Genomic DNA, 20,289 nt, shown 5'->3' with positions numbered 1-20,289 from the left:
CTACATATTTTCTTCTTAATATTTTCAATCTAGAATTGAGTGTTTTTATTTGCTAAGTAATTTTCTATCTAATGGTAATAAATCAAAAAGTGGGTGACAATAAATGTCAAAAATGTTAATTAGGTTTTTATGTCTGTTAACTCTCCTAGCGGGTTGTCAAGGTGTAACGGGACAAAGTGAAGAGGTTCGTCCTTTAATGTTAGGTGAAAAGCCTGAGGTTTCTCAAAACAAGGCAGATGAAGCAAAACAAATCGTATTATCAATGGACGAGGTTCTAGAAGTAAAGGGTGTAGAGCTTGATGATGATATCTACATAGCACCTCGTGTAAAGCAATTTGACAGATTTCATTTAAAAGGTATTCGGAAAGAAGGTCACGATCATATAAAAAAACGATACCCTGATGCTAATGTTCATGTGTCAACTGACCGTAAAATTTATATGGAGCTGGAAAAGCTTGAGAAACAATTAAAGGAAAATAAATTGACAGAAAAGCAGCTTAAGGAAAAAGTAAAAAAATTAGAAGATGACATGAAAGGGTAAAGGAGGTGACACCATGTCATCAAATAAGAAGAAAAATTTGACACCGACTCAGCAGTCTTATCACAAAATCGAAGATAAATACGAAATGAAGCGCCCAGTTCTGCAAAATTGTATTCGCGCATTCATTATCGGTGGGCTCATTTGTACATTTGGACAGGCGTTGCATATGTTTTATTATACTTTTTTTGACTTTACTGAAAGATCGGCGGGAGACCCAACAGTGGCAACCTTAATTTTTATCTCGGTTTTATTAACTGGTTTTGGAGTATATGATCGGTTTGCACAATTTGCAGGTGGGGGGACTGCTGTTCCTGTTACGGGGTTTGCAAATGCAGTTAGCTCAGCTGCAATTGAACATCGTACTGAAGGCTATGTACTTGGTGTTGGCGGTAACATTTTTAAATTAGCAGGTTCAGTTATTGTCTTTGGAACCGTTGCCGCTTTTATTATTGCACTAATAAAAACGATATTAATTCAATGGGGGGGACTGTAATGCTACAAGGACATCAATCTTGGGTATTTGATAATAAACCAGTTATTACATCGACTGGTACTGTGGGCGGCCCCTTTGAAGCAAACGGTTTACTTGCTAATGATTTCGATATTCTTCATGAAGATTTATGGTTAAAGCAAGACTCCTATGAAAAAGCACAAAAAGTCTTGATTGAAGAGTCGGCAACACGAGCAATCGAAAAAGCTAAGCTGCAAAATGGTGATATACAATTTATGCTTGCAGGAGATTTAATCAACCAAATAACACCGTCTAGCTTCGCATCACGAACATTAGCGATTCCTTATCTTGGGATGTTTGGTGCGTGCTCAACATCGATGGAAGGCCTTGCATTAGGTGCATTTTTAATTAATGCACGTGGAGCTAGACACGTCCTTGCCGCAGCTTCAAGTCATAACACAGCGACAGAAAAGCAATTTCGGTATCCGACAGAATATGGTGGACAAAAGCCACCTACGGCTCAATGGACAGTCACTGGAGCAGGGGCTGCTCTATTATCACAAGAAGGATCTGGTCCTGTCATCACGTCCGCAACAATTGGTAAAGTTGTTGATATGGGAATGAGTGATCCCTTTAATATGGGTGGTGCAATGGCGCCTGCAGCTGCTGATACGATCCAAGCCCATTTTCGCGATTTAGATCTTCCGAGTGATTATTATGACTTAGTCGTTACAGGTGATTTAGGAAAAGTCGGTTTACCAATCGCTCGAGAAATTCTTGATAACGAAGGGATTTCGCTTTCAAGAGACCAGTTTCACGATTGTGGAGTGATGATTTATCGTGAGGATCAACCGGTGCTTGCTGGTGGAAGTGGTGCTGGATGCTCAGCTGTTGTGGCATATGGTCATCTATTAAATCGGATGAAACGCGGTGAAATCAAACGGATGTTAGTTGTTGCTACAGGAGCGCTTTTATCACCGCTTACTCAGCAGCAACAAGAAACAATTCCCTGTATTGCTCATGCGGTTTCAATTGAAGCTGGAGGTGAAGTGGTGTGACGTTTTTATGGGCGTTTATTGTTGGTGGACTTTTTTGTGTGATTGGTCAATTAATGATGGATGTTTGGAAGTTAACACCAGCACATACATTAAGTACACTTGTCGTTGGTGGAGCGATACTGGATGGCTTAGGTTTATATGAACCACTTATTGATTTTGCTGGTGCGGGTGCTACCGTGCCAATTACAAGCTTTGGAAACTCACTTGTGCACGGAGCGATGGCAGAAGCTGAACAGAATGGATTAATAGGTGTAGTCACTGGGATTTTTGAAGTGACAAGTGCAGGGATTTCGGCCGCGATCATTTTCGGCTTTTTAGCTTCACTCGTTTTTAAACCAAAAGGATAAGGAGGAAAAACAATGACCGTTGCTTCACAAGTAAAAGGAGCACTAGTAACTTTAAAGGGAATTGAGGCGACTTTATCAACACTTGCTCTTCAAGCCAAAGAGCATGAAACACAAAATTGTTACCACCAAGCCTCCTTAAAAACAAGAACAGTAATTGGAGAAATGGAAAAGCGTGTTGCGTTTATAGAAAGTGAAGAGCCGCAATATAAAGGTAATTAGAAAGGAGGGAGCTTCCCATGCCTGGTTGGCTTGAGATAGCATTACGTAGTTTGATTGGTATTGTTTTATTAGGTTTTTTTGCACGAGGCTTAGTTAGAAAGCCAATTGGGGAAACCTCATATCTGGAGTATGGGTTGATGACAGGTCTAGCGGTTATCGTGGCAGTAGGCTCAATTCAGCTGAGTATTCCAATCGGATTATTACTAGTGGCTTTTGCTGTTTGGATTACAGCCTTTTATCTAATCGGTTGGGTTAGCATAAAAAATAATGCATTCAGGTCAATCGTGTTTGGTAAAGGAATTCCTTTACTGAAGGATGGTAAAATATTAGAAGACAACTTAAAGAAACAAAAGGTTTCTGGTGATGAATTGCTTAGAAAACTTCGAACGAAGGGCGCGTTTCAAATTGCCGATGTAGAATTTGCTGTACTGGAAGGTAACGGTGAACTTAATGTTTTATTGAAGAAGGACAAGCAACCGATTACGGCAAAACTATTAGGGAAAACAGTTGCACCTATTAAGGAGCCAGAAACGGTCATGATGGATGGGGAAATATTAGATGAACCGTTAGCGACTAGAGGGTTAAGTCGCAATTGGCTTGAAACGGAGCTTGCTAAAAACGACATTGCCGTTGAAAATGTTTACTTAGCTCAAGTAGATGATGATGGGCAACTTACCGTCGATTTATTTGATGACATGATTCAAGTCCCACAACCGACTCAGTTGCCACAATTAAAAGCAAACTTAAAAAAGGTACAGGCTGATTTAGAGCAATTTGTTCTTGATACAGAAAATGAACAAGCAAAGCAAAGTTACAAATGGTGTGCAGAACAAATGCAAGAGGTGCTTGAATCTGTTCAACCTTATTTAGATACGTAATCTAATGCCGGATTTCTTTCAATGGGTTTTTTAAATAAGAAAAATTGAACTGTAACTCTTGCTTCTCATTTATCGTACAAAGAAATACATCTTTTAGGCGGATATACCCTTCGTTTTCTAGACGTTGACGAAGGGTTTCCTCCGTTAACCCAAAATCATTTAGAATCTCCTCTTGGATAATCCCTTCAATAATAATCGGATATGAAATGGACTGGCTTTGTTTTACAACGTTAAGGTCCTCATTTGTCGGAGATGACTTTTCAGGTTTTTTCTGAACGCTTAATGTTCCGTTTGCCTCAATGATTGCTAATTGTACATCGTTAATATCAAAAACATTATTTTGTCTAAGCATTTGCAGAATGTTATCTATGGAATAACGAATGGCTTTTGCGTTTTTTACTAGCAGCTTACCGTCCTTAACAACGATAGTTGGCCCAAAGGTCACTAACTTTCCGAATGTACGATGTTTAATGACGAGTTTCGAAAAGAATTTTTGAAAAATCCCAATTCCCATAACGGTGAATGCAGTATAAATATTATTTACATTAGGATCTGCTATATCTGCTCCTACTATCGAAGCAAGTGTAACAATAACGAGAAAATCAAAGATAGGAACCTCACCTATTGATCTTCTTCCCATAAAAAGGGTTACTACTAATAATAGTGGGAAAAGCGTGATTATTCTAGCTAGAATACTGATGAAATCCATAACTGCCATCCTATATGCTCCTTCATATCCAATAATACTGTTTCTCATTATTTCCTTGAATTTAAATAGATAAACGTCATAACTTTGGTTGTCCCGCATAGACTTGGCTATAAAGAGACCAAGCTTTCGAGGACAAGACAAATTTGACAGGATGGGGATATGGCATGATAAGAAAATGTTTACTAATACTACTTGGATTACTACTGTTCTGCACATCTTTGCCCATTCAAGGACAAGCGGAACAACGAAATTTTTCTGTTTCAGCTCAAGCAGCTGTTCTTATTGAACAGGAATCTGGCAGAGTTTTATATGAAAAAAATGCGAATGAGTCATTGCGTATTGCAAGCATTACTAAAATTATGACGGCAATTCTAGCAATTGAATCTGGAAAAATGGAGGAGTTTGTTAAAATATCCTCTAGAGCTGAAGGGACAGAAGGTTCGTCGATTTATTTGAGGGCAAATGAGAAAATCAAGCTCGAGGATTTGGTTTATGGTTTAATGCTCCGGAGTGGAAATGATTCAGCAGTGGCGATTGCTGAGCATGTCGGTGGAAGTTTAGAAGGCTTTGTTTTTATGATGAATGAAAAGGCACAAGAGCTTGGAATGAGTAAAACGATGTTTCAAAATCCACATGGGCTAGATGATCATGAAAATCATTATTCATCAGCATATGATATGGCATTGTTAACGCAGTACGCAATGAAAAATGAGACATATCAGAAAATCGCTTCAACGAAAACTCATCGGGTTGAAGGAGAGCAAGTCCGTGTCTGGAAAAACAAAAACCGTCTACTTACGGAACTATATAAATATTCAACTGGTGGAAAGACGGGCTATACGAAGCGAGCAAAAAGAACGCTTGTGTCTACAGCTCAAAAGGATGATATGAATTTAATTGCTGTAACACTAAACGCTCCGAGTGATTGGCATGATCATATGAATCTATTTAACTGGGCTTTTGCTACATTTGAGATTGGTACATTAATTGAAGAAGGTAAGTACAAGGAAATAAACGATCCTTTTTATGAAAATCGAGTATTTGCACCATATTCTTTTGAATATCCTTTAACACAAGCCGAGCAAGAAATGCTAAAAAAAGAAATATCATTATATCGTCCTCCTAGCAAGGAGCGAGCAGAAAATTATGTGCCGCCTCAACCAGTAGGAAAAGTGAAATTCGTTCTAGATAATCAAACGATTGGGCAGGTTCCTTTGTTCTATGATGCACCTGAACGTGAAGGAAAGAAGAGTTTCTGGGCAAAATTTATCGAAATTTTTTCACTTACAATTGGAGTGAAGCCTCTTGATAAATAAAATTTGGGTTAGCATGCTAGTCATCGGAATTGGGTTTGCTGCGATAAATGGAAAAATGGGTGATGTGAACGAAGCGATTTTTTCTGGTGCAAAAGACGCGGTGACGATTTGCTTTGGATTAATTAGCATTCTCGTATTTTGGTTAGGTTTAATGCGAATTGCCCAAGTAGCCGGATTATTAAATAGTCTTGCAAGGATACTCCGTCCAGTCGCAACAAGACTCTTTCCTGAGGTTCCACCTAATCATCCTGCTATGGGGTACATTCTTTCTAATATGACAGCTAACATGTTTGGTTTAGGGAATGCTGCGACTCCAATGGGGATTAAAGCAATGGAGCAACTAAAGGAATTAAACGGTGGTAGTGACCAAGCCAGTCGTTCAATGATTACGTTACTCGCCGTTAACACAGCGAGTATCACTTTAATTCCGACAACGGTCATCTCTATTCGGATGAGCTATGACTCCGTTTCTCCAACAGAGATTGTTGGAACGACATTAGTCGCAACAACCTGCTCGACAATTGGAGCCATTTTAATTGACCGTTATTTTTATTATAGGCGAGTTCGAAAGGGGCGCGTCTAATGGGATGGCTTACAACAGTTTCGATTTGGTTTATACCTTTGCTTATTGCATTTGTATTAGTATATGGAACGTATAAACGAGTACCAACCTATGAAACATTTGTTGAAGGAGCTAAAGAGGGGTTTGGGATGGCGATATCAATCATCCCTTATTTAGTTGGGATGCTAGTTGCAATTTCAGTTTTTCGGGCATCAGGTGCAATGGAATTTATGATTGAGCTCATGAAACCTGCGTTGCATGCGGTTGGGGTTCCTTCTGAAATCGTTCCATTAGCATTAATACGTCCCATTTCTGGTACAGGTGCACTAGGAATGACCTCAGATTTAATTGCAACGTTTGGACCTGATTCTTTTATCGGCCGCTTAGCTTCAACAATGCAAGGAAGTACGGATACAACATTGTATGTGTTAACTGTTTATTTCGGGGCAGTTGGAATTCGGAAAATGGGTGATGCTCTAAAGGTAGGGCTATTAGCCGATTTAGTAGGAATTATTGCTTCAATTGTCATTGTTACACTCGTATTTGGAGTGTAACCCGTAGACTGGTGTGAGTAAAACACGCCGGTCTTTTTTATTTGCAAGATAGATGAAATTTTCGTTCTTATTTTGGTTATGCTACAATTCACAAGAACCCTTTTTAACGTGTAATAAAATGGAGGATACGCTTTAAAGGATGAAGGTTTTCTAGCGATAATCTTGATGACTGTTGCTTGAGGTTGTTCATTAAGGAGAATAGGAAGCCACTGAAAAAGGTGAAAAGCACCCTTTTTCAGTGCCCTCGAGAATAGTCCCTTTTTGGCAACCTCATTTACTTGTTAATTAGAAATTGGAAGAGTATGATTGTACATGAGGTGAACGAAATGGAACGGTTGCAAAAAGTAATCGCACAGGCGGGAGTTACTTCGCGAAGAAAAGCGGAAGAATTGATCGTTGATGGCAAAGTAAAAGTAAATGGAAAAGTTGTTCGAGAATTAGGGGTTAAGGTTATCCCAAATAAAGATAAAATTGAAGTGAATGGGATTCCAATTGATCGTGAGGAACCAGTTTATTACTTATTGTATAAACCTAGTGGTGTTATTTCTAGTGTTAATGATGACAAAGGAAGAAAGGTAGTTACTGATTTCTTGCAACTAGAGCAGCGAGTGTTTCCGGTCGGACGGTTAGATTATGACACATCTGGGTTAATTTTAATGACGAATGACGGCGAATTTGCTAATTTATTGATGCACCCGAAGCATCGCATTGATAAGGTGTATGTTGCAAAAGTTCGTGGCATTCCAACGAGAGAGATGTTAAAGCAGCTTCAAAATGGAGTCGTACTAGAAGATGGTAAAACTGCACCGGCGAAGGTTAAGATGATGTCAATCGATAAGAAAAAACAAACCGCGATTGTTAGATTAACCATTCATGAGGGGCGAAATCGTCAGGTGCGTCGAATGTTTGACGCAATCGGACACCCTGTTATGAAACTGAAAAGGGAAGAGTATAGCTTTTTAAATTTGCGTGGCCTTAATCCTGGCGAGTCTCGTCCATTAAAGCCAATCGAAGTCAAGCATTTACGTGAATTAGCTGTCACGAAACCGTCATAAAACGATACCTTACCGACTTGTATCTAACGGTATAATAAAAACTGATGTTACTGTATGTATGCCTCCTTGATAAAAAGCTCAAGGAGGCTCTGATAAGGGAAGGATGAAAGGGAGATTTATATGAAACAACGTCGATTAATTATGCGTGCTTCGATCCTCTTTGTCATTGCGGCTGCACTAGGCTATACGTTTTATTCTAATTTCTTTGCTGATCATAGTGTTGCTAAGGCAGGAAACGATTCAGTTAATTTTGTTTTACATGACCTAGAAGGTGAACGGCTTGAGTTAGATGAGCTGAAAGGAAAAGGCGTCTTTCTAAATTTTTGGGGTACCTACTGCCGACCTTGTGAGAAGGAAATGCCTGTTATGGAAAACCTCTACCAAGAGTATAAAGAAAAAGGGGTTGAAATCGTAGCCGTTAATGTGAGTGAGCCAGAATTAACTGTTGAGCGCTTCGTTAGTCGTTACAAGCTTTCTTTCCCAGTCGCCATTGATAAGGGGATGAAAGTAAGTGATGCTTATGGGATTAACCCCCTTCCAACAACAATTTTAATTGATGAACAAGGTACAATCGTTCATGTTCATCAAGGCGGCATGACGGATAAGATGGTCAGGGAGTTTATGGAAAAAATTGTCCCTGCTTCATAATTGAGGTGCTAGAATAATGAGTAAGCAAACATGCGAATGTGGACATCATAACCGATTTGGAACAGTCATTTGTGAACATTGTGGTAATCCGATTGGCCAAGAGGGTGAATCGAAGCTACTTAACATGCGTTATGAAGGGGTAGCCCGTCGTTCACAAACTTATACAACAACGTTAATCGATAAAATATGGATGTTTTTCTCGTCTGTAAAAGTAGGGATCTGGATTATCGTACTGCTTCTGGTCGCCTCTTCCTTAGGTACGATTTTCCCACAAGAGATGTATATCCCGCGTACGGTAAGCCCAGCTCAATATTATAAAGATGAGTATGGTGTTCTTGGACAATTATACTATCAATTAGGTTTTCATAATCTATATGGCTCCTGGTGGTATATGCTTCTAATAGCCTCTCTCGGTATTTCATTAATCATAGCTAGTCTGGATAGAGTTGTTCCACTATACCGTGCGCTAAAAGCGCAACGGGTCACTCGTCATCCAAATTTCTTAAAGAAACAACGCATTTTCGGGAAAAGTAAGGTAGAGGATGAGGAACAGGCTTTTTCAGTAATAAAAAAAAGATTAGAGGAAAAAAACTATAATCTTTCTGAGGAAAACGGCAATCTTGCTGCTGAAAAAGGGAGATTTGCTCGCTGGGGGCCCTATATTAATCATGTCGGTCTTATCATTTTTTTACTAGGTTGTATGCTGCGTTATTTCCCGGGTATGTATGTTGATGCTAGTTTATGGCTACGTGAAGGCGAAACAGCGGTTATTCCTGGGACAAATGCGGAGTATTACTTGGAAAATGAACGGTTTATGGTTGAACTTTATGATGAAAGCGATGAAAAATTTTCTGAAGCAATCCAACGTTCAGGCGGTCTCGTAGTTAAAACCTATCAAACAGATGCAGTTTTATATAAAAATGAGAATGTTAATGTTGTAGGGGAAGAGCTTGATTTAACAGAGGTTGAAAGACATGAGATTAGAGTCAATGAACCGTTGAAATTTGAAGGCTTTGCTTTGTATCAAGTTGATTATAAGCTTAACGAGTTAAATGTCATGAGCTTCACACTTGAACATAAGGATACGGGTGAACAAATTGGGAGAATGGATATTGATTTATATGATCCAGAACCAGTTTATGATCTAGGAGATGGCTATCAAGTTGAAATTAGAGAGTATTTTCAGGATTTCTACATGAACGATCAAAATCAGCCGTCAACTCGTTCAAAAGTTCCTAATAATCCTGTTTTCATTTTTAACATGATTACACCTGATACGCCAGATGGAGAAGTAAGCTTTGTTGGAATACGGACAAACTTAGAACCACTAGGTGAAAATGAATACAAAATGACATTTGTTGATGTTGAGACAAAGCATGTGACGGGACTTACAGTGAGGAAGGATTATACGTTACCATTTCTGATTGCAGGCGGGGTCGTCTTTATGTTCGGTCTTATTCAAGGCTCATATTGGGCACATCGACGTATTTGGATTCAACGGATTGACGGGGAAATATGGGTTGCAGGACATACAAATAAAAATTATCTAGCTTTACGTAAAGATATCGATTATGCGTTCGAAGGTACCAATGTTGAGGCGCCTGTAGACCAAATAGATGAAGAAGAGAAAAACCTAGAAAAAGGGAAGAAAGAAGAGCAGGGAGGTTAAACAATGGCAGCATTAAGCGGTAATTTGTTATTGGTTGCCTTTTTCCTCTATCTTGCTGCGACGATTGCTTTTGCTGTGTCTCTAACAGGAAAGAAGTGGCGCAACAAGGAAGGAGAAATGAAGGGAAACCGTTGGGGGTTATTTGGTTTTATTTTTTCAATTGGCGCATTTTTATTTGCAATGGGGTATTTTGTAACGAGGTGGATCGTTGCAGGACATGCCCCCGTAAGTAACATGTTTGAATATATGACCTTCTTAGGAATTGCGATGGGGTTTGCATTTATTATTATTTTCGCAATATATCGAACGAATGTGTTAGGTCTATTCACGATGCCGATTGTTATGTTAATTATTGCCTATGCTTCAATGTTTCCACGTGAGGTGGCTCCACTTATACCAGCGCTTCAAAGCTATTGGTTAAAAATTCACGTAACAACGGTTGCTTTAGGACAAGGGATTTTATCGATTGGGTTTGCCGCAGGGCTTGTTTATTTGATTCGGACAATCGACTTCACAAAATCGAATAAACAAACAAAGGCTTTAGAATGTATTATGTATTGTCTTTTAAGTCTTGTAGGCTTTATTCTTATTGTGTCGTCCTTTAAAGGGATGGGATATGAAGCGACATTTTCATATATAAATGAGCAGGAAGCTGCAGCAGAAATGACATACCATTTACCTGCAATTGTAGGTCCTCATCAAGGCGAATTATTAACTGAAGGGGTCATGAAGCCACTCTTTCATATGCCAGCTTTTATCATTAGTGATGATTTAAATACAGTCATTTGGTCGCTACTATCAGGTCTTATTTTATATGGATTGTTACGTCTAATTTTACGCAAACGAATTGGTGCTGCGATTCAACCAATTTTAAAGGGAATAAGTCCACAATCCGTTGATGAGGTTAGTTATCGAGCTATCGCTATTGGATTTCCGGTCTTTACATTAGGCGGTTTAATCTTTGCGATGATTTGGGCACAAATTGCTTGGACGCGTTTTTGGGGATGGGATCCAAAAGAGGTTTGGGCGCTTATTACGTTTTTATTTTATGCGGCTTATCTCCACTTGCGCTTATCTCGAGGTTGGCATGGGGAAAAGTCAGCATGGCTTTGTGTGATTGGTTTTGCGATAATTATGTTTAACCTCGTTTTCGTCAACCTTGTTATTGCCGGCTTGCATTCTTACGCATAATGACGGAAAACCCTCGCGACTATGCGAGGGTTTTGCCTTAGGTTTTATTTACGAGTTTATCCTTTACTAAAGGAAATGTTACACTATATAGAGTGATATAAGGAGGCAGATTAAATGGAAAAAGAAGCTAGAATTCTTGTCGTTGATGACGAGGATCGGATTCGTCGATTATTGAAGATGTACTTAGAGCGTGAAAACTATGAAGTACTTGAAGCTGAAAATGGTGAAAAGGCGTTAGAGCTTGCTTTAACTGACGATTTTGATTTAATTTTGCTTGATATTATGATGCCGGGGATGGACGGCATTGAAGTATGTCTGGAACTCCGTAAAACAAAGGCAACACCAGTGATGATGCTAACAGCTAAAGGAGAGGAAGCAAATCGAGTTCAAGGCTTCGAGGTTGGAACAGATGATTATATTGTCAAGCCATTTAGCCCTCGAGAAGTTGTACTAAGAGTTAAAGCCTTGTTACGTCGTTCGTCTTCTACTAAGTTTTTGCAAACCGATACTCAAGCAAAAGATGTACTCGTCTTTCAACATTTAACAATAGATAATGATGCCCACCGAGTTACGGTATCAGGTGAAGTAATTAGTTTAACGCCTAAGGAGTACGAGCTTCTTCATTATTTAGCTCAATCCCCTGATAAAGTATTTTCACGTGAGCAATTATTGAAGGACGTCTGGAATTATGATTTCTTTGGAGATTTGCGAACAGTCGATACACATATTAAACGCCTTCGTGAAAAATTAAACCGTGTTTCTCCAGATGCAGCTACGATGATTTCAACCGTTTGGGGTGTCGGCTATAAATTTGAGGCTGTGAAAGAGTAATGCTTTGGAGTAGTGTGGTTGGAAAGCTATGGGTTACGATATTACTACTCGTATCAGTAGTTTTAACGATTTTAATGGTTATGCTATTGCAATCGTTTGAACGATTTCACGTAGAAGAGGCAGAGTCAAAGCTAATCAATCAAGCAACAATGATTGCTGCTATTTTTGAAGGACATGATGACCAAAATAATGCGATTAATACGATTTCACGTTATGGTACATCATTAGATACGCATGCGATTGTACTAGTCGAAGGTGAGAAAATCTGGAGCTCCGATGCCTCTGAGACGTTGCAAGTTCCACTAAACTTATTTCTTCAGGACCCTGTTCTTTCCGAAGTATTTGCCGGTGAGCAAGTAGTTGCAACTGAAGGGGATTTTCCGTTTATAGGTGGAGGAGAAGAGGTTCATTCAGAAATTATGGTAGTTGGTGTGCCGTTACAGCCCGACCGCCTAGAAAATAGTGCAGTATTTATTTATCAATCGCTATCTGCAATTGAAGAAACGTCTCAGGAAACGCGCCGGATCGTTTATTTTTCAGCTGCGATTGCTTTAGTATTAACAACGGTCTTTGCCTTTTTTCTATCATCACGTGTCACAGCACCGTTACGGAAGATGCGTCAAGTTGCCTTAGAAGTGGCCCAAGGCAAATTCAATACGAAGGTGCCCATTTTAACCCATGATGAAATTGGGCAGCTTGCCATTGCATTTAATCGAATGGGTCGAGAGTTAAATCGAAATATTAATGCACTTAATCAAGAAAAAGAACAACTATCTAGAATTCTGGTTAGTATGGCAGATGGTGTCATTACACTTGATCGAAAAGGAGAAGTAATCGTAACAAATCCACCTGCTGAACGCTTTTTTCAATCATGGTACTATGAGCAAGGAATGACTGAGCAAGCAACTCAAACTTTACCGAAGGACATTCAAAAGCTATTTGAACAAGTTGTTATGTTTGAAAGAGAACAAATGACGGAAATTGATGTTCAAGGGAGAAGCTGGGCTGTTTTAATGACTCCTTTATATGATCATAATTACGTAAGAGGAGCTGTTGCGGTCATTCGTGATATGACCGAAGAAAGACGTCATGACAAATTACGTAAGGACTTTATTGCCAACGTTTCACATGAATTAAGGACACCAATTTCGATGTTGCAAGGGTATAGTGAGGCGATAGTCGATGATATAGCAGGATCAGATGAAGAAAAGAAAGAGCTTGCGAGCATCATTTACGATGAATCCTTACGAATGGGTCGACTTGTTAATGAATTATTAGACCTTGCTAGAATGGAAGCCGGACATATTGAGTTAAATAAAGAATTAGTTGATATCCATACGTTCTCAGCTCGGATTATCCGTAAATTCCAAGGGTATGCAAAAGAACAAGGTGTAGAACTGGCTTATGACTTACAAATTGATCATCATATACTTAATATTGATCCTGACCGTATAGAACAAGTACTAACAAATTTACTCCATAATGCTATTCGTCATACGAGTGAGAAGGGTACGGTTCGACTCGTAATTTCCCCTTATGAAGAGGGCGTACGATTTGAAATCATTGATAATGGATCGGGTATTCCAGAAGAGGATCTCCCTTATGTGTTCGAGCGCTTTTACAAAGCTGATAAGGCACGTACTCGTGACCGAGGCGGAACGGGTCTTGGCTTGGCGATCGCAAAGAATATTGTCGAAGCACATAAAGGAACGATTTCGGTTCATAGCAAAATAAATGAGGGAACGACATTTTCTTTCTTTTTGCCCCATGAAGATAAAAATCTTAGCGATTAATCTTGTTTCATAAGAAACAATTACGTGAAAAAATGGAGTGAATGTCTTTCGAATAATGAAAATTCATGTATAATAAACATACGTCAAAATATTCATAGAAAAAATCTAGGTCATCCTTGGAGCACAGGGATGTTAATAGGGAAGTTGGTGTAAGTCCAACACGGTCCCGCCACTGTAATTGCTAGGAGCTTTCAATAAACCACTGTCTATTGATGGGAAGGGGAAAGTTCTGTTGATGCATGAGTCAGGAGACCTGCCTAGATCGATATGTGAAACCTTCGAGGAAAAGGGGAAGCAGTCATTGTAGATAGTTGTCTAGTCTACTAGTATGACCTTCCTACTATTTTAGCACTCTCGAATGGGGTGCTTTTTTTGATGTAGACAACATGTAAACAAACTTGAGAGGATGTATGGAAATGAAGCAACTAAAAATGTTAGCAGTCATTCTTATTATGATTTTAATGGCTGCATGCGGAGCAACACAAGAGAATGAGGAAACAACAGTAGAAAAGGACCAGGAGCAAATTGCTGATGAAGTGGCGGACTCAGATACATATCCACTGACCATAGAAGATGCACTAGGGGAGCAGGTTACGATAGAAGCAAAGCCTGAGCGTATTGTCTCCCTTATCCCAAGTATTACCGAAACATTATATGCTCTTGGGCAAGGAGAGTTTATTGTTGGAAGAACAAATTGGGATAACTACCCAGAAGAAGTATTAGAAGTTGAAAGTGTCGGTGATATGAGCTTTGATGTAGAGAAGGTTCTTTCTTTACAACCAGATTTAGTATTATCTCATGAGTCAGGTGCTCATAGTTCAGCAGAGGGATTAGAACAACTGCGCCAGGCTGGGATTACAGTTCTAATTATAAATGATGCTCAAAAAATTGATGAAGTGTATGAGTCGATTTCAACTATCGGACAAGCAACAGATTCTATTGAAAAGGCAGAGGACGTTATTTACGAGATGAAAGAATCGATAGCGTCAATAGCTGAAAAGGCGAGCGAAATACCAGAGGAAGAGCGTGCTAATGTTTGGATTGAAGTGTCTCCTGATTTGTTTACAACAGGACAAGGTACGTTTATGGATGAAATGGTTACGATCATTAATGCTACAAATGTAGCAGGGAGTGAGCAAGGCTGGGTTCAGTTTAGTGAAGAACAAGTAGTCGCACTAAATCCAGATGTTATCATCACAACATACGGTGGATACGAAGAAGAAGAACCAAGTGTGACGATTAAACAACGTGATGCATGGAAAGATGTTTCAGCGGTTGTAAACGAACGAATTTATGATGTGGATGCTGATATGGTCACTCGCTCAGGTCCACGGTTAGCTAAAGGAGTCGAGCAGCTTGCCATTGCAATTTATCCAGAGGTTTTTGGCGAATAAAAAATTGTTTGCCTATTTGTTTGTTCTATTATTTTGCAGCATTGCGCTCATTGTTAGTATTGGTCAGGGAAGCGTTGAGCTTCCCTTTTCCATGGTTATCTTTATTTTATTACGTGAGGTTTTTTACCTTCCACTTAATATTGAAATCGATCCCATTTACGTTAATATCGTCATGGACATTCGGCTTCCACGCGTTTTACTTGCGATGACTGTTGGTGCATGCCTAGCTCTTGCAGGATCCGCCTTTCAAGGATTATTAAAAAATCCGCTTGCTGATCCATATACGCTAGGGGTTTCATCAGGCTCCGCAGTCGGAGCAGTTATCGTGTTATTTTTCGGGCTGATAATCCCGGTTGTTGGAAGGTTTACTTTACCCTTTATAAGTATTGTAACTGGCTTTTTAACCCTTTTTATTGTCATATCCTTTGCAAAACTTGTTCAACGTTCAATGGCGACAGAAACCATTATTTTAGCTGGGATTATTTTTAGTTCGTTTTTAGGAGCATTTATCTCACTGATGATTTCTTTAACTGGTGATGAGCTTAGGCAAATCGTTTTTTGGCTAATGGGGAGTGTTGCGATGCGGGGCTGGGCCTATTTGTGGATGCTCGTTCCTTGCCTAGTCGTAGGCTTCTTGTTTTTGTTTTTTAATCGTCATGAGTTGAATGCATTAAGCTTTGGAGAAGAGACTGCAAGGCAGCTTGGGGTCAATATTGCACGAAGAAAAGTGTTCATCCTTATTGGAGCTACAGTTGTCACTGGAGGAGCAGTTGCGGTCTCAGGAACAATCGGATTTGTAGGCTTGGTTATTCCTCATCTTACTAGACTACTATGGGGGCCGGATCATCGTCACCTTCTTCCGCTATCCATGTTTATCGGCGCTGGTTTCTTAGCATTAGCTGATTTGGTCGCTCGAACATTGATTGCACCGAGTGAGCTTCCGATTGGAGTTATTACGGCGATAATTGGGGCTCCTGTTTTTGGATTTATCTTATTAAAGCAACGTCGCACGTTATAAGGAGGGGTTTTCCTGATTCAAGTTGAAGATTTATCCATTCATTTTGGTGAAAAATGCATCATTGAACCGATTAGTTTCCGTGTGAACAAAGGCGAGTTTTTCGGAATTATTGGTCCAAATGGTAGTGGAAAGTCAACGTTAATTAATGCGATAAATGGGGGGATTTCTCCTAGTAACGGTCGCATTACCATTGATGATAAGCCGTTAGGAGCATATCAGTCAAAAGAGCGAGCCAAAAAAATAGCCGTTCTTCCTCAAGTGAGTGAAACAGCCTTTTCCTACACCGTTTGGGATGTTGTTGCACTTGGAAGGTACCCACATCATAAAGGGTGGTTACAAGGACAGACAGAAGCTGATAATCAAGTGATTTCAGAGTCATTAAAACAAACCGATACGTATCAATTTCGAGATCATATGCTGCATCAGTTAAGCGGAGGCGAGCGACAGCGTGTTCTTTTAGCTCGTGCCTTAGCCCAGGAACCCGATATTCTTCTTTTAGATGAGCCGACGAATCATTTAGATATTTCTCATCAAATGAACCTATTAAACTCATTAAGGCAATGGTCAGAAAATAGAAAGCTAACTGTTTTAGCCGTTTTACATGATTTAAATATGGCTAATCTTTATTGTCAACAGGTCCTTTTCCTTCAAAAAGGTAAAAAAGTTGCAATAGATACACCAAGTCGTGTAATGGAAGCGGGAGCATTACGTCGTGTTTATGCTGCTGAGCTTCACCGACATGAGCATCCTGACGTCGCTAGCCCCCTTATTACATTTGTTCCGAGATGGGAGGCACAACGAACGCCTCGGATAGAGGAGTTGGTGGTAGACCATTCCTCACAATGGATAAAAATTACGAGTCCAATCTATTGGAAAACCTTTTCATCAGCTGTATTAGGTGCAGGAACTGGTTGGTATCGTACCTTTATTAACCGCCATGTCCATAAGGATTATCATTGTGACAATGTTGAAAATGAGTTTTCTGATTATGTAAAAGAAAAGGGGCTCGAGGTGACGGAGACGTTGGGGATGATGACCGCTGCAAGACTGGAGGATGCCGTTATCTTAAGAAGTTCTAGTGTCCCTTCTATTTTACTTATGGTTAGTGCAGGTGTATCGAATGCCGTTGACATTTCAAAAGCGTACCTGCAGCAAAATCATGATTCGATAGGGACGATTAATATTTGGGTGTTTATTGAAGGGCATTTAACAGAGGCAGCTTATGTTCAGGCGGTTATGACAGTAACAGAAGCGAAGGTCAAAGCTCTGCATGATGAGGAGATTCTTGATCCTGTAACGAAAAGTCTTGCAACAGGCACGTCAACCGACAGTGTTATGATTGCAGCCTCACAATCTGGAGTTCGTTTTCCTTATGCAGGAACGGCCACAGAGCTTGGAAAGGAAATTGGTCGAATGGCTTATGAGGGTACGAGGAAAACCATTTCTCGCTATAAGGAGCGAATGTTTCAATGATTTTTCATCTAATAGCTCTTACACTTGCAGTTGTGATTGATCGGATTATTGGTGATCCTAAGTGGCTTCCTCATCCCGTTATCGGAATGGGGAAGCTCATAGGAGTTCTTGATAAATTATTAAATTGCGGAAAAAACAAGAAGATAAAAGGGTTGCTTTGTGTTGTTATCGTGATTACAGCTGTCTATATCATTGCCCTGGTAATGATTGCTTCAGCCTATGCTATCCACGTGTATGTCGGCATTTTAATTGAAGCTTTTCTTATTTCAACAACGATTGCTACGAAGGGATTAAAGGAAGCCGCACTTGCTGTTGCCAAACCATTAGAAAGAGGGAATATTTTAGAGGCGCGAAAAGCATTATCTTATATTGTTGGACGCGATACAAATCAGCTTGATGAGAGTGAATGCACGCGTGGAGCGGTTGAAACAGTCGCTGAAAACACAAGTGACGGTGTTACAGCGCCACTGTTCTATGCTTTAATCGGTGGTGCACCATTAGCACTTTTATATCGTGCAGTTAATACATGTGATTCGATGCTTGGGTATAAAAATGATAAGTATGTTCAATTTGGTTTTGCCTCCGCAAAGATTGATGATCTATTAAACTTGGTTCCAAGTCGAATAACTGGGTTTTTAATGATTGTCATGAATAAACCAAAACTAGCCCGTTCTAAGAGAGCTTGTTGGAACGTAGTCACAGCGGATGCTCCGAAGCATCCAAGTCCAAACAGTGGCTGGGGGGAAGCGGCAGTTGCTGCGTTGCTAGGGATTCAGCTTGGAGGGGTGAACACATATAAGGGAATGATTTCAAATCGTGCAAAAATGGGGGAACCACTAACTCCATTAAAAGCAGTACATATATACGAAACAAATTCAATCATGGAGCGAACAGTTGTGGCGTTTACCTGTTTTCTATGGTTGCTAGGAGGGATAATCGTTGTCATTACCTAATCATGGAGCTAATCCAATGTATGTAACTCAGGCGCTTGGAATACAGCATCCCGATAACGTAATTGACTTTAGTGTCAATACGAATCCATATGGACCACCATCATGTTTGAAATCGGCTTTGAAAAGTGGTGCTTTGATTGAAATGCTGACTTCTTATCCTGATCCTGAGGTAACACAGTTAAAGAGTGAGCTTGCAGATTCATTCGGAATAAATTCATCCATGCTGTTAATTGGCAATGGAGCTGCTGAACTGATTTTTTTAATCGCGAATGTTTTCCAGAACAAGAGAGTAGCGATTATTGAACCGGCCTTCTCCGAATATCGAGATGCTTGTATTGCTTATGGCTGTGAAGTAACTTCTATTATTCTTTCCCCACCGTGGATCCTTACGTATGAAGAGGTTGAGCCTTATTTACAAGGAACGGATTTGCTTTTTTTATGTACACCTAACAATCCAACTGGTGTTACGTATGACGAAAAAGAAATAGTAAAAATTATTAAAAAAGCAGATACGACAGGAACGAGCGTTGTGATCGATGAGGCTTTTTTTGATTTTACAATGTCCCAAAAAACGTTTTCTAATCTGATAAGCGAGTATTCAAATCTCGTAATTTTAAGGTCATTAACGAAAATGTATGCGATCGCGGGCTTGAGGCTCGGTTATGTGATAGGTCCACCAATTCTTATGAAAAAAATGAAAGAACGACAGCCGCCATGGAGTGTAAATGGACTCGCTCAACAAGTTGGCTTACAGCTTTTACAAGAGAAAGCTTACGTTAAAGAGACTGTAGCGAAAGTTTCAAGTGAACGTGAGCGTGTGAAAAGGGAAGCTGAACAACTAGGATTTTCAGTTTCTGACTCTTCGGTTAATTTCTATTTATTATCTGAACCTTCACTTCAGAACATGGATCATGTCATGAAATTTTTAATCAAAAAAGGGATTATTGTACGTCATACTTACAATTTTAACGGACTAGAGGGCAATTATTTACGTTGTGCTGTCAAAACGAAAGAAGAGAATGACCTTCTACTAGCAAGTTTAAAGGAATGGAGAGGAACATGCTGATTTTTGTGACAGGTGGTGTTCGGAGTGGTAAAAGTGCTTATGCCGAGCAACGGGCAGTTAAGTATCACGGTCCAAATGGAAATCTATATTATGTGGCAACAAGTCACGTTTATGATAGCGAAATGGCCAAACGTGTAACGGCTCATCAGCTCCAGCGTAAGCGGTCTTCTCACTATTGGAATGTCATTGAAAAAGAAAGACAGATTGAACAGCTTCTTACAACATTTCATAAAGACGATGTAGTATTAGTTGATTGTTTAACGACACTACTTAGTAATGAGTTGTTTTTTGAATGGGAAATAGAAGGTGATAAATGGAAAAGTCAATTCTATCAGCATGACGTATTTGAAAGATTAAAGGGAGCCTTTCTCACAATGAAGGAGGCGCCATGTCATTATATTATCGTATCAAACGAAATATTCTTTGATATCCCTTTGAAAAACGAAGGTTCGATGATTTATATAAAATTACTTGGAAAACTACATCAAGTTCTAGTCAAGCTTGCAGAAGAAGTCATCTTAGTTGAATTTGGTCTACCAAAGATTATGAAAGGTGGCGTCTGA

22 protein-coding genes and 1 riboswitch are annotated in these 20,289 nt (G+C 39.6%); of the genes, 21 read left to right on the top strand and 1 reads right to left on the bottom strand.

Features of this window, described 5'->3' with window-relative positions; translation table 11 throughout:
- The first annotated feature begins 103 nt into the window (after window positions 1-103).
- Genes B1R93_RS01870 through B1R93_RS01845 form a run of 6 tightly spaced genes read left to right on the top strand, consistent with a single transcriptional unit; the run spans window position 104 to window position 3,494 of the window.
- Window positions 104-541, top strand: coding sequence for a YhcN/YlaJ family sporulation lipoprotein (locus B1R93_RS01870; protein ID WP_088102291.1), 438 nt, complete (start codon window positions 104-106; stop codon window positions 539-541).
- Between the two features lie 13 nt (window positions 542-554).
- Window positions 555-1,034: a stage V sporulation protein AC gene (gene spoVAC, locus B1R93_RS01865; RefSeq protein WP_088102290.1), complete on the top strand. Its 480-nt coding sequence runs from the start codon at window positions 555-557 to the stop codon at window positions 1,032-1,034.
- Window positions 1,034-2,050, top strand: a complete 1,017-nt coding sequence (gene spoVAD, locus B1R93_RS01860; protein ID WP_088102289.1) for a stage V sporulation protein AD — start codon at window positions 1,034-1,036, stop codon at window positions 2,048-2,050. The genes spoVAC and spoVAD overlap by 1 nt, the downstream gene beginning before the upstream one ends.
- Complete coding sequence (spoVAE, locus tag B1R93_RS01855) at window positions 2,047-2,397, top strand: stage V sporulation protein AE (RefSeq protein WP_088102288.1); 351 nt, start codon at window positions 2,047-2,049, stop codon at window positions 2,395-2,397. Before spoVAD ends, spoVAE begins: the two co-directional genes overlap by 4 nt.
- Window positions 2,398-2,409: 12 nt before the next feature.
- On the top strand, window positions 2,410-2,616 hold the full coding sequence (locus tag B1R93_RS01850; RefSeq protein WP_088102287.1) for a DUF1657 domain-containing protein: 207 nt from the start codon (window positions 2,410-2,412) through the stop codon (window positions 2,614-2,616).
- A gap of 17 nt (window positions 2,617-2,633) precedes the next feature.
- Window positions 2,634-3,494 carry a DUF421 domain-containing protein gene (locus B1R93_RS01845; RefSeq protein ID WP_088102286.1) on the top strand — a complete coding sequence of 287 codons (861 nt, stop codon included), beginning with the start codon at window positions 2,634-2,636 and terminating at the stop codon, window positions 3,492-3,494.
- A 1-nt stretch (window position 3,495) separates the two neighbouring features.
- Here the strand turns inward: B1R93_RS01845 and B1R93_RS01840 are convergent, their stop codons facing one another.
- Window positions 3,496-4,212 (bottom strand): DUF421 domain-containing protein, encoded by a 717-nt coding sequence (locus B1R93_RS01840; protein WP_088102285.1) that lies wholly within the window; start codon window positions 4,210-4,212, stop codon window positions 3,496-3,498.
- Between the two features lie 155 nt (window positions 4,213-4,367).
- On the opposite strand from B1R93_RS01840, the gene B1R93_RS01835 reads away from it, so the two are divergent.
- From B1R93_RS01835 to B1R93_RS01765, 15 genes are all read left to right on the top strand, one after another.
- Entirely contained in the window at window positions 4,368-5,519 is a 1,152-nt protein-coding gene (locus tag B1R93_RS01835) for a D-alanyl-D-alanine carboxypeptidase family protein (RefSeq protein ID WP_088102284.1), read from the top strand.
- Window positions 5,509-6,102: a nucleoside recognition domain-containing protein gene (locus B1R93_RS01830; RefSeq protein WP_088102283.1), complete on the top strand. Its 594-nt coding sequence runs from the start codon at window positions 5,509-5,511 to the stop codon at window positions 6,100-6,102. Before B1R93_RS01835 ends, B1R93_RS01830 begins: the two co-directional genes overlap by 11 nt.
- Window positions 6,102-6,635, top strand: coding sequence for a spore maturation protein (locus B1R93_RS01825; protein ID WP_088102282.1), 534 nt, complete (start codon window positions 6,102-6,104; stop codon window positions 6,633-6,635). Before B1R93_RS01830 ends, B1R93_RS01825 begins: the two co-directional genes overlap by 1 nt.
- A 326-nt stretch (window positions 6,636-6,961) precedes the next feature.
- Entirely contained in the window at window positions 6,962-7,690 is a 729-nt protein-coding gene (locus B1R93_RS01820) for a pseudouridine synthase (protein WP_088102281.1), read from the top strand.
- Between the two features lie 120 nt (window positions 7,691-7,810).
- Window positions 7,811-8,338 (top strand): thiol-disulfide oxidoreductase ResA, encoded by a 528-nt coding sequence (gene resA / locus B1R93_RS01815; protein WP_088102280.1) that lies wholly within the window; start codon window positions 7,811-7,813, stop codon window positions 8,336-8,338.
- A gap of 16 nt (window positions 8,339-8,354) precedes the next feature.
- Window positions 8,355-10,007 carry a cytochrome c biogenesis protein ResB gene (gene resB / locus B1R93_RS01810; RefSeq protein WP_088102279.1) on the top strand — a complete coding sequence of 551 codons (1,653 nt, stop codon included), beginning with the start codon at window positions 8,355-8,357 and terminating at the stop codon, window positions 10,005-10,007.
- A 3-nt stretch (window positions 10,008-10,010) separates the two neighbouring features.
- A complete protein-coding gene (gene ccsB, locus B1R93_RS01805; RefSeq protein ID WP_088102278.1) occupies window positions 10,011-11,198 on the top strand; it encodes a c-type cytochrome biogenesis protein CcsB in 1,188 nt (395 codons plus the stop codon).
- A 114-nt stretch (window positions 11,199-11,312) separates the two neighbouring features.
- Window positions 11,313-12,029: a response regulator transcription factor gene (locus B1R93_RS01800; RefSeq protein ID WP_088102277.1), complete on the top strand. Its 717-nt coding sequence runs from the start codon at window positions 11,313-11,315 to the stop codon at window positions 12,027-12,029.
- Window positions 12,029-13,822: an ATP-binding protein gene (locus B1R93_RS01795; RefSeq protein ID WP_088102276.1), complete on the top strand. Its 1,794-nt coding sequence runs from the start codon at window positions 12,029-12,031 to the stop codon at window positions 13,820-13,822. Before B1R93_RS01800 ends, B1R93_RS01795 begins: the two co-directional genes overlap by 1 nt.
- A 90-nt stretch (window positions 13,823-13,912) precedes the next feature.
- Window positions 13,913-14,097: riboswitch (cobalamin riboswitch) on the top strand.
- Window positions 14,098-14,238: 141 nt separating this feature from the next.
- The gene (locus B1R93_RS01790) at window positions 14,239-15,216 is read left to right on the top strand and encodes an ABC transporter substrate-binding protein (protein ID WP_088102275.1); all 978 of its coding nucleotides are present in this window, start codon (window positions 14,239-14,241) and stop codon (window positions 15,214-15,216) included.
- On the top strand, window positions 15,179-16,234 hold the full coding sequence (locus tag B1R93_RS01785) for a FecCD family ABC transporter permease (protein WP_088102274.1): 1,056 nt from the start codon (window positions 15,179-15,181) through the stop codon (window positions 16,232-16,234). The genes B1R93_RS01790 and B1R93_RS01785 overlap by 38 nt, the downstream gene beginning before the upstream one ends.
- Before the next feature lie 12 nt (window positions 16,235-16,246).
- Window positions 16,247-17,707, top strand: a complete 1,461-nt coding sequence (locus B1R93_RS01780; protein WP_088102273.1) for an adenosylcobinamide amidohydrolase — start codon at window positions 16,247-16,249, stop codon at window positions 17,705-17,707.
- Window positions 17,707-18,660: an adenosylcobinamide-phosphate synthase CbiB gene (gene cbiB, locus B1R93_RS01775; protein ID WP_088103365.1), complete on the top strand. Its 954-nt coding sequence runs from the start codon at window positions 17,707-17,709 to the stop codon at window positions 18,658-18,660. Before B1R93_RS01780 ends, cbiB begins: the two co-directional genes overlap by 1 nt.
- Window positions 18,647-19,726 (top strand): threonine-phosphate decarboxylase CobD, encoded by a 1,080-nt coding sequence (gene cobD, locus B1R93_RS01770; RefSeq protein WP_088102272.1) that lies wholly within the window; start codon window positions 18,647-18,649, stop codon window positions 19,724-19,726. The genes cbiB and cobD overlap by 14 nt, the downstream gene beginning before the upstream one ends.
- Window positions 19,720-20,289 carry a bifunctional adenosylcobinamide kinase/adenosylcobinamide-phosphate guanylyltransferase gene (locus B1R93_RS01765; protein ID WP_165763703.1) on the top strand — a complete coding sequence of 190 codons (570 nt, stop codon included), beginning with the start codon at window positions 19,720-19,722 and terminating at the stop codon, window positions 20,287-20,289. The genes cobD and B1R93_RS01765 overlap by 7 nt, the downstream gene beginning before the upstream one ends.

Origin of the sequence: Halalkalibacter urbisdiaboli (assembly GCF_002156385.1) — a bacterium.
GTDB lineage: Bacteria > Bacillota > Bacilli > Bacillales > Bacillaceae_D > Halalkalibacter_A > Halalkalibacter_A urbisdiaboli.
This window is presented reverse-complemented; position numbering and strand designations above follow the sequence as displayed.